The organism is Streptomyces sp. (assembly GCF_035563135.1).
In the GTDB taxonomy this organism is placed as follows: Bacteria; Actinomycetota; Actinomycetes; order Streptomycetales; family Streptomycetaceae; genus Streptomyces.
The window spans coordinates 1-7,419 of the sequence record NZ_DATMVN010000542.1; the positions used below are offsets into that span (position 1 = coordinate 1).

The 7,419-nt window shown below is 73.4% G+C and carries 9 protein-coding genes; 6 read left to right on the forward strand and 3 right to left on the reverse strand.

Annotated features, from left to right (window positions below; all coding sequences use genetic code 11):
- The first annotated feature begins 581 nt into the window (after nt 1-581).
- Nucleotides 582-2,054, forward strand: a complete 1,473-nt coding sequence (locus VN520_RS23945; protein WP_325748998.1) for an AlkA N-terminal domain-containing protein — start codon at nt 582-584, stop codon at nt 2,052-2,054.
- 35 nt (nt 2,055-2,089) lie between these two features.
- Complete coding sequence (locus VN520_RS23950; RefSeq protein ID WP_325749006.1) at nt 2,090-2,590, forward strand: methylated-DNA--[protein]-cysteine S-methyltransferase; 501 nt, start codon at nt 2,090-2,092, stop codon at nt 2,588-2,590.
- Nucleotides 2,591-2,675: 85 nt separating this feature from the next.
- Here VN520_RS23950 and VN520_RS23955 read toward each other — a convergent pair whose 3' ends face one another.
- Entirely contained in the window at nt 2,676-3,260 is a 585-nt protein-coding gene (locus VN520_RS23955) for a TMEM165/GDT1 family protein (protein ID WP_325748999.1), read from the reverse strand.
- 317 nt (nt 3,261-3,577) lie between these two features.
- On the opposite strand from VN520_RS23955, the gene VN520_RS23960 reads away from it, so the two are divergent.
- The 3 genes from VN520_RS23960 (at nt 3,578) to VN520_RS23970 (ending at nt 5,204) form a co-directional block, all read left to right on the forward strand.
- Nucleotides 3,578-3,991, forward strand: a complete 414-nt coding sequence (locus tag VN520_RS23960; RefSeq protein ID WP_325749000.1) for a (2Fe-2S) ferredoxin domain-containing protein — start codon at nt 3,578-3,580, stop codon at nt 3,989-3,991.
- On the forward strand, nt 3,988-4,893 hold the full coding sequence (locus VN520_RS23965) for a glycoside hydrolase family 16 protein (protein ID WP_325749001.1): 906 nt from the start codon (nt 3,988-3,990) through the stop codon (nt 4,891-4,893). Before VN520_RS23960 ends, VN520_RS23965 begins: the two co-directional genes overlap by 4 nt.
- Before the next feature lie 110 nt (nt 4,894-5,003).
- Nucleotides 5,004-5,204, forward strand: coding sequence for a type II toxin-antitoxin system VapB family antitoxin (locus tag VN520_RS23970; protein WP_325749002.1), 201 nt, complete (start codon nt 5,004-5,006; stop codon nt 5,202-5,204).
- 4 nt (nt 5,205-5,208) lie between these two features.
- Here VN520_RS23970 and VN520_RS23975 read toward each other — a convergent pair whose 3' ends face one another.
- The gene (locus VN520_RS23975) at nt 5,209-5,706 is read right to left on the reverse strand and encodes an NUDIX hydrolase (RefSeq protein ID WP_325749003.1); all 498 of its coding nucleotides are present in this window, start codon (nt 5,704-5,706) and stop codon (nt 5,209-5,211) included.
- A 131-nt stretch (nt 5,707-5,837) separates the two neighbouring features.
- Between VN520_RS23975 and VN520_RS23980 the strand changes: the two genes are divergently transcribed.
- Nucleotides 5,838-6,953, forward strand: coding sequence for a glycerate kinase (locus VN520_RS23980; protein WP_325749004.1), 1,116 nt, complete (start codon nt 5,838-5,840; stop codon nt 6,951-6,953).
- Nucleotides 6,954-7,007: 54 nt separating this feature from the next.
- Here the strand turns inward: VN520_RS23980 and VN520_RS23985 are convergent.
- Nucleotides 7,008-7,419 (reverse strand): helix-turn-helix domain-containing protein (locus VN520_RS23985; RefSeq protein ID WP_325749005.1); only part of this gene is annotated, 412 nt, incomplete at its 5' end.

Here is a 7,419-nt window from a genome sequence, read left to right on the forward strand (position 1 = left end):
GCGGCCGGCGCCCCGGCCGCACCGGCGCCGAAGGGGGTGCCACCGGGGGCGGAGGTCGCCTGCGCCATGGTGCCGGACAGTGCGACGAGCGAGCCGGCCAGCAGGCTGACACACGCGATGACGGGCTTCTTCTTCTGCATCGATCGTCTCCAGGTGGGGGTGGTTCCGACTGGCCGCAGGCGCCGGAGCGGTGAGTCCGGCAACGCGTCGGCGGGGGAGCCCGGTGCGGTACGGGGGCCTCCGGATCAGGCGGGGCCGGGCGGGTGCATGAGTGGCCCTTCCTGTCGCGGCTCGGGGTGCGACCGCGTCATCTGTCCAAGGAGTTGAACGGTGAAGCGGTCCGTACCGCGCCGAGTGGGGGGAGCAAGCGCTTTCCCCGACCGTAGACTCCTGTCGTGATCGCGTCAATGCATCTGTATGTGATCAAAGTTCATTCATGTAAACGCAGGGGCGGAGCGCGCAGCCCGCCCGGCACACCACGGGCAGGCTCCCGTGAGCCGCGGAACCGTACCGACGTCCACGCAAGGCCGATGTCGGATTTCCGCCAGCCGTCCGCCCCCTCCGTGCCCGATGCTTGGGCCATGCACACCGATACCGAGCGCTGCGTGCGAGCCGTGCAGTCGAAGGACGCCCGCTTCGACGGATGGTTCTTCACGGCTGTCCTGACCACCCGGATCTACTGCCGCCCCAGCTGCCCGGCCGTGGCGCCGAAACCCCGCAACATGACCTTCTACCCCAGCGCCGCCGCGTGTCAGCAGGCCGGGTTCCGGGCCTGCAAGCGGTGCCGGCCCGACACCAGCCCCGGCTCCCCCGAGTGGAACACCCGCGCCGACTCCGTCGCCCGTGCCATGCGCCTCATCCAGGACGGGGTCGTCGACCGGGAAGGGGTACCGGGACTGGCGGCCCGGCTCGGCTACTCCGCCCGGCAGGTCGAGCGCCAGCTCCTGGCCGAACTGGGCGCGGGGCCACTCGCACTGGCCCGGTCCCAGCGCGCCCGGACCGCCCGGGTGCTCATCGAGACGACCGGGCTCCCCATGGCCGAGATCGCCTTCGCGGCAGGGTTCTCATCGATCCGCACGTTCAACGACACCGTCCGCGAGGTCTTCGCGCTCACCCCGGGCGAACTGCGCACCCGCGCGGCACGCGGAGTCCGGGGGCCCGGGGCCCCGGGTGCCATCGCCCTGCGGCTGCCCTACCGGTCCCCGCTCAACCCGAGCAACCTCTTCGGGCACCTCGCCGCGACAGCCGTGCCCGGCGTCGAGGAATGGCGCGACGGCGCCTACCGCCGCACACTCACCCTCCCGCACGGGCACGGCATCGTGGCGCTGTCCCCCCGGCCCGGTCACATCGACTGCCGGCTCTCCCTCACCGACCTCCGCGACCTGACCCAGGCCATCAGCCGCTGCCGCAGACTCCTCGATCTGGACGCCGACCCGGTCGCCGTGGACGACCGGCTGCGCTCGGACCCGCTGCTCGCCCCCCTGGTCGACGCGGCCCCGGGACGCCGGGTGCCGCGTACGGTCGACGCGGAGGAGTTCGCCGTACGCGCGGTGCTAGGCCAGCAGGTCTCCACCGCCGCCGCCCGCACCCACGCGGCCAGGCTGGTCCGTGCCCACGGTGTGCCCGTCGACGACCCGGAAGGCGGCCTGACCCATCTCTTCCCGGCCCCCGGTGCCCTGGCCGGCCTCGACCCCGGGACACTCGCCCTGCCCCGCAGCCGCCGCACCACGCTCACCACCCTCGTGGCCGCCCTCGCCGGCGGATCCCTGCGCCTGGGGGAGGGCACCGACTGGGAGAAGGCCCGCGCGGAACTGGCCGCGCTGCCGGGCTTCGGCCCGTGGACGGTCGAAGTCATCGCCATGCGCGCCCTGGGGGACCCGGACGCCTTCCTCCCCACCGACCTCGGGATCCGCAGGGCCGCCGGCCGGCTCGGTCTCCCGGCGACCCCCGCGGCCCTCACCGCACGCGCCGTACAGTGGCGCCCCTGGCGTGCGTACGCCGTGCAGTACCTGTGGACCGTCGACGACCACCCCGTCAACCATCTGCCCGTTTGAGGGCGTGAGGACGAACGATGACCATCACATCTCCGATGACCAGGCAGCACACGGTCATCGACAGTCCGTACGGGGCGCTCACCCTGGTCGCGACCGACGGTGTGCTGTCCGGGCTGTACATGACCGGGCAGCGGCACCGCCCGCCGGAGGAAACCTTCGGCGTGCCCGACCCGAGGCCCTTCGGGGAGGCCGCCCGTCAGCTGGACGCCTACTTCGCGGGGGAGCTGACGGATTTCGACCTGCCGCTGCGCCTGCACGGAACCCCGTTCCAACGCGGTGTCTGGGCGGAACTCGTACGGATCCCCTACGGCGAGACGCGCTCCTACGGCGAACTGGCCGGGCGTCTCGGCAAGCCCGGCGCCTCCCGCGCGGTGGGCCTCGCCAACGGCAGGAACCCGGTCGGGATCATCGTCCCCTGCCATCGTGTCATCGGATCCTCGGGGAGCCTGACGGGATACGGCGGCGGGCTGGACCGCAAGCAGCGGCTGCTCGCCTTCGAACGGGGCGCGGAGAGCGAGGTGCCGGCCCTCTTCTGAGCGGGGTGCCCGGCCGGGGCCGGGCGCCCCCTGCGCCCCGGCCCTGTCCGGCCGGCTCGGCCCGCGAAGGCCCTGTCCGGCCGGCTCAGCCCGTGAAGATCTCGACGGCCGACCAGATCGCCAGAGCGAGCATGCAGAGGCCACCGATGCGCTGCACCGTCCTCAGCGGCACCCGCTTGGCGATGAAGCGCCCCGCCAGCAGTGCCAGCGCGGAGACCGACATGAGGGCCGCGGCCGCCCCGAGGGCCGTCGGCCAGGCGCCGTTGCTCGCGGCCAGGTTCGCGGTGGTGATCTGGGTCAGATCGCCCCACTCGCTGATGAACACCGCCATGAAGGCGGTCGAGTACACCGGCCAGAAGCCGGTCACGGTCCTGATCTCCTCGCCCTCGTCGTCGTCACCGCCACCACTGCGCAGCAGCATGAACGCGCCGAAGGCGAAGAGGACGGCCGAGACCAGCTTGACGGTCCAGTCGGGCAGCAGGCCGATCAGCCCGCCCGCACCGACGGCGATGGCGACGTGCACGATGAACGCGGACGACGTACCGAACCAGACGTAGAGCGGGCGCATACGGGTGCCCATGGCCAGCGAGGCGAACATCGTCTTGTCGGGGAGCTCCGCGAGGAAGATCAGCCCGAAGGCGGTGACGATCGCCAGGGGATCGAGATGCATTCCGGGTGGCTTTCTGTGTGAGCCGGGCCCCGGGCCTTCCGCGAAGTGCCGCTCGGGCTTCTCCGGAGGACCACTCGGCCCGGCATGACCGCAGCACCCGCAGGGCGCGGGCGTGTCATACCTGACCGAAGGTCTCGCCCGCCCGCAAGGATCTACGGGCCCGGCCACCGGGAACCCGGAGGCTCCAGTGTGTCGACGACCGGTTTGCGGGGCTACTCCCCTTCGCAGCCGTCAACGATACCCCACCCGAGCTGCGGGGGAACAGCTCGGTACAGTCCTACGGTGATCACCCACGCCGTCCCCGGGAGTGCCCCCGCATGAGCCGCCGACCGCGCAACAAGGGCGCCGGATCCGGACAGCCCCGCCCCACGGTGAGCGTCTGCCGGGGCTGCTGCTGCGGCACCCCCAAGATCCCGGGCGTGGACCACGCCGGCCAGCTCGCGCAGCTGCGGCAGTCCCTCGACGGGGCCGCGACCGTGCGCGCGGTGGAGTGCCTGGACGCCTGCGAGCACGGCAACGTCATCGTCGTACAGCCTTCGGCCGAGGGCCGCCGCGCGGGCGGCCGCCCCGTCTGGCTCGGGCTGGTCAACGACCCGCACGCCGTCGCCGACATCGCCGCCTGGGCGGCGGAGGGCGGGCCCGGCCTCGCGGACGCGCCGGAGATCCTGGACCTGTACGCGTTCAGTCCCTCCCGCCGGATCCGTGCCGGACTGGACGGTGAGGGGTCTTGAAGGCCCGAAGGCGCGGCGGGAGCAGTGCGAAGCGCCGGCGTACCCGCCTGACACGCGCACTGGCGCTGGGCGCACTGCTGGCCGGGCTGCTGAGCGGCTGCGGGCGGCCCGCCCCGGTGCAGGGGGACGCACCATCGGCCGGGGAAGAGCCCTTCTGGCAGGCCGAGTTCGACGGAGCGGCGGCGACGCGCCCGTCGGAACGGTACTGGACCACCGAGACCGGGAACCGGGACGCCGAGGGGTGGGGGAACAACGAACTCCAGTACTACACGGACGACGCCGCCAACTCCGCTCTCGACGGCGAGGGGCACCTCCTGATCTCGGCGCGGCCGGCCCCCGCAGGGTCCGAGCTGCCCTGCCACACGCAGGAGTTCTGCCCCTGGACGTCGGCCCGCCTGACCACCGCGGGAAAGGTCGCGCTCACCCACGGACGTGTGGAGATCCGCGCGAAGCTGCCCACCGGCACGGGACTGCTGCCGGCGATCTGGATGCTGGGCGACAACGGGGCCGAATGGCCCGGACAGGGGGAGATCGACATCTGCGAGGTGGTCGGCGGAGAACCGCGCACGGTGTACGGGACCGCGCACGGGCCGACCTACTTCAACGAGAACGGGATCGACGGCTCCACCACCCTCGCGGCCGACGCGTCACAGGAGTTCCACACCTACGCCGTCGACAAGCAGCCGCGGCGCATCACCTGGTCCGTCGACGGGGAGCCGTACTTCACGCTGACCCCGTCGAAGCTGCCCGAGCCGGATGACTGGGTCTTCGAACAGGACATGCACCTGCTGCTCGACGTCGCCGTGGGAGGCGACTGGCCCGGTGCTCCCGACGCCTCGACGCCGTCCCCCGCGACGATGACGGTCGACCACGTGCGCTTCTACGGCCAGGGCCGCGCGTGACGGTCGCGGGAGGCCCTTTCAGGCAGGTTCCGCGGCCCATGGCCCGAGCCTACGGACGCTGCTGTCCCGCTGCGATGACATTTCCGTAGGGACCCCATAAGGTCCGGGGCATGGCCAAGGTGAATGTCAGTCTGGACGCGGAACTCGTCGTGGAGGTCATGGTGCTCGCGGGCGTCGGCAGTCCGCAGGACGCCGTCGAGCTCGTCGTGCGCGACTACATCGCCCGCGGCCACCGCACCGAGGCGCGGGCCGCCACGCAGGACGAGGCGCGGATGGAGGGCGAGGCCAGGCCCCAGGAGTCCCAGGGCTGACCACTCATCCCGTGGCCGGTTCACCGTCCTCCAGCTCGGCGGCACCCGCACCGGAGTCCAGCACTCCCAGCGCCGCCCCGATGCGCCGCCCGAGACGGTCGGGCAGGTAGGCGCAGAGGTCGGCGCGGTCCACCAGCCGCCAGGAAAGGAGCTCGGCCTCCTGGAGGCGGATCTCCTCGAACCGCTCCTGGGCCAGCACACCGCCGTCGTAGACGTAGGCGACGACCGGCGGGCGGGCCGCGCCGCGCACCCAGTCGACCGCGAGGAGCCGGCCGGGCGCGAGGTCGAGACCGATCTCCTCCGCCGTCTCGCGGCGCGCGGCCTGCCGGGGCGTCTCGCCGTCGCCCGACTCGATGGTGCCGCCGGGCAGAGCCCAGCCTTCCCGGTAGTTCGGCTCGACGAGCAGGACCCGTCCCCGCTCGTCCCTGAAGAGGGTGGCTGCCCCGGCCAGCACACGGGGGAGTCCTGCGATGTAGGTGGCGTAGTCATCAGAGGTGGTCACGGAGGCAGCGTAGGGGCCGTCCGCGCGGTTTCGGACAGCCATGGGCAGATCAGGGGTGGTCCGGATAAGGTCGGGGCGGCGCGACTGCCTGTTCGAAAGCAAAGGGATACAAGGTGACGGACGGAGCAGTGATGGAGACCCCCCACGTGCTCGTGGCGGCGGACAAGTTCAAGGGCTCCCTGACGGCCGTACAGGTCGCGGAGCGTGTGACGGCGGGGCTGCGGCGCGTCGTACCCGGCCTGCGGGTCGAGACCCTGCCCGTGGCGGACGGCGGCGACGGTACGGTCGCGGCGGCGGTGGCCGCCGGATTCGAGCGCCGCCAGGCGCGCGTGACCGGGCCGCTGGGGACCCCGGTCACGGCGGCGTACGCGGTGCGTGACACGACCGCCGTGGTGGAGATGGCGGAGGCCTCGGGCCTCCAGCATCTGCCCGCCGGGGAGTTCGCCCCGCTCACGGCGACCACGTACGGCTCCGGTGAACTGCTGGCGGCCGCGCTCGACGCGGGCGCGCGCACGATCGTGTTCGGTGTCGGTGGCAGCGCCACGACGGACGGCGGCGCGGGCATGCTCGCCGCGCTGGGGGCGCGCTTCCTGGACGGCGACGGCACACCCGTCGGCCCCGGCGGCGGCGCACTCGCCGGCCTGGCCGAGGCCGACCTGTCGGGGCTCGACCCCCGGCTCGCGGACATCGACCTGATCCTGGCCAGCGACGTGGACAACCCGCTGACCGGGCCGAAGGGCGCCCCCGAGGTCTACGGGCGGCAGAAGGGCGCCACCGAGGACGACATCGCGGTCCTCGACGCGGCGCTCGTCCACTACGCGTCCGTGCTGGGGCCCGAGACCGCCGAACTGCCCGGAGCGGGCGCCGCGGGAGGCATCGGCTACGGCGCGCTGGTCGCCCTGGGCGCCCGTTTCCGGCCCGGCATCGAGGTCATGCTCGACGTCCTGGGCTTCGCCCCCGCACTGGCCAGGGCCACGCTCGTCATCACCGGCGAGGGATCGCTCGACGAGCAGACCCTGCACGGCAAGGCCCCGGCGGGCGTCGCCGCCGCGGCGCGCGCCGCAGGCGTGGAGGCCGTCGCCGTGTGCGGGCGCCTCGCCCTTCCGCCGGAGGCACTGGGCAGGGCGGGCATCCGCCGGGCGTACGCCCTGACGGACCTGGAGCCGGACCCGGCCGTCTGCATGGCCCAGGCCGGCCCCCTGCTGGAACGCGCGGCCGAGGCGATCGCCCGCGACTTCCTGTCCTGACGCACCGCCGTGAGGGGGACACCCGCCGGGCTTCTGCGCCCGCCGGGCTCCCCCTCACGGCTGCGCCGCCGTCAGTCTGAACGCGTCCAGCGCCAGCATCATCTCGATCAGCTCGCGCGGCCGTGACAGCGACCGCGAGGTCAGCCGTTCCAGCCGCCGCAGGCGGTTGAGCACGGTGTTGCGGTGGCAGTACAGGCGCCCCGCCGCCCGCCCGGCAGACCCCCCGCACTCCAGCCACGCATCGAGCGTCCGCACCAGCAGCGCCCGGTCCGCCGGGTCCAGTGCGAGGAGCGGACCGAAGACCTCCGCGACCAGCCGGGCCGACAGTTCGGGCTGGCTCACCAGCAGCGCCGCCGGCAGCCGGTCCTCCAGGCGGACGATCCCCGTCGTGCCCGGCGGACACGTCAGCAGCGCCAGCTCGGCCAGCCGGCGGGCGGCCCCCAGCCCGGCCAGGCCGTCGGCGACC

Coding starts and splice junctions, on each gene's coding strand:
- VN520_RS23945 (WP_325748998.1), top strand. CDS start 582: ATGCACACCGATACCGAGCGCTGCGTGCGAGCCGTGCAGTCGAAGGAC.
- VN520_RS23955 (WP_325748999.1), bottom strand. CDS start 3,260: ATGCATCTCGATCCCCTGGCGATCGTCACCGCCTTCGGGCTGATCTTC.
- VN520_RS23980 (WP_325749004.1), top strand. CDS start 5,838: ATGGAGACCCCCCACGTGCTCGTGGCGGCGGACAAGTTCAAGGGCTCC.
- VN520_RS23960 (WP_325749000.1), top strand. CDS start 3,578: ATGAGCCGCCGACCGCGCAACAAGGGCGCCGGATCCGGACAGCCCCGC.
- VN520_RS23970 (WP_325749002.1), top strand. CDS start 5,004: ATGGCCAAGGTGAATGTCAGTCTGGACGCGGAACTCGTCGTGGAGGTC.
- VN520_RS23950 (WP_325749006.1), top strand. CDS start 2,090: ATGACCAGGCAGCACACGGTCATCGACAGTCCGTACGGGGCGCTCACC.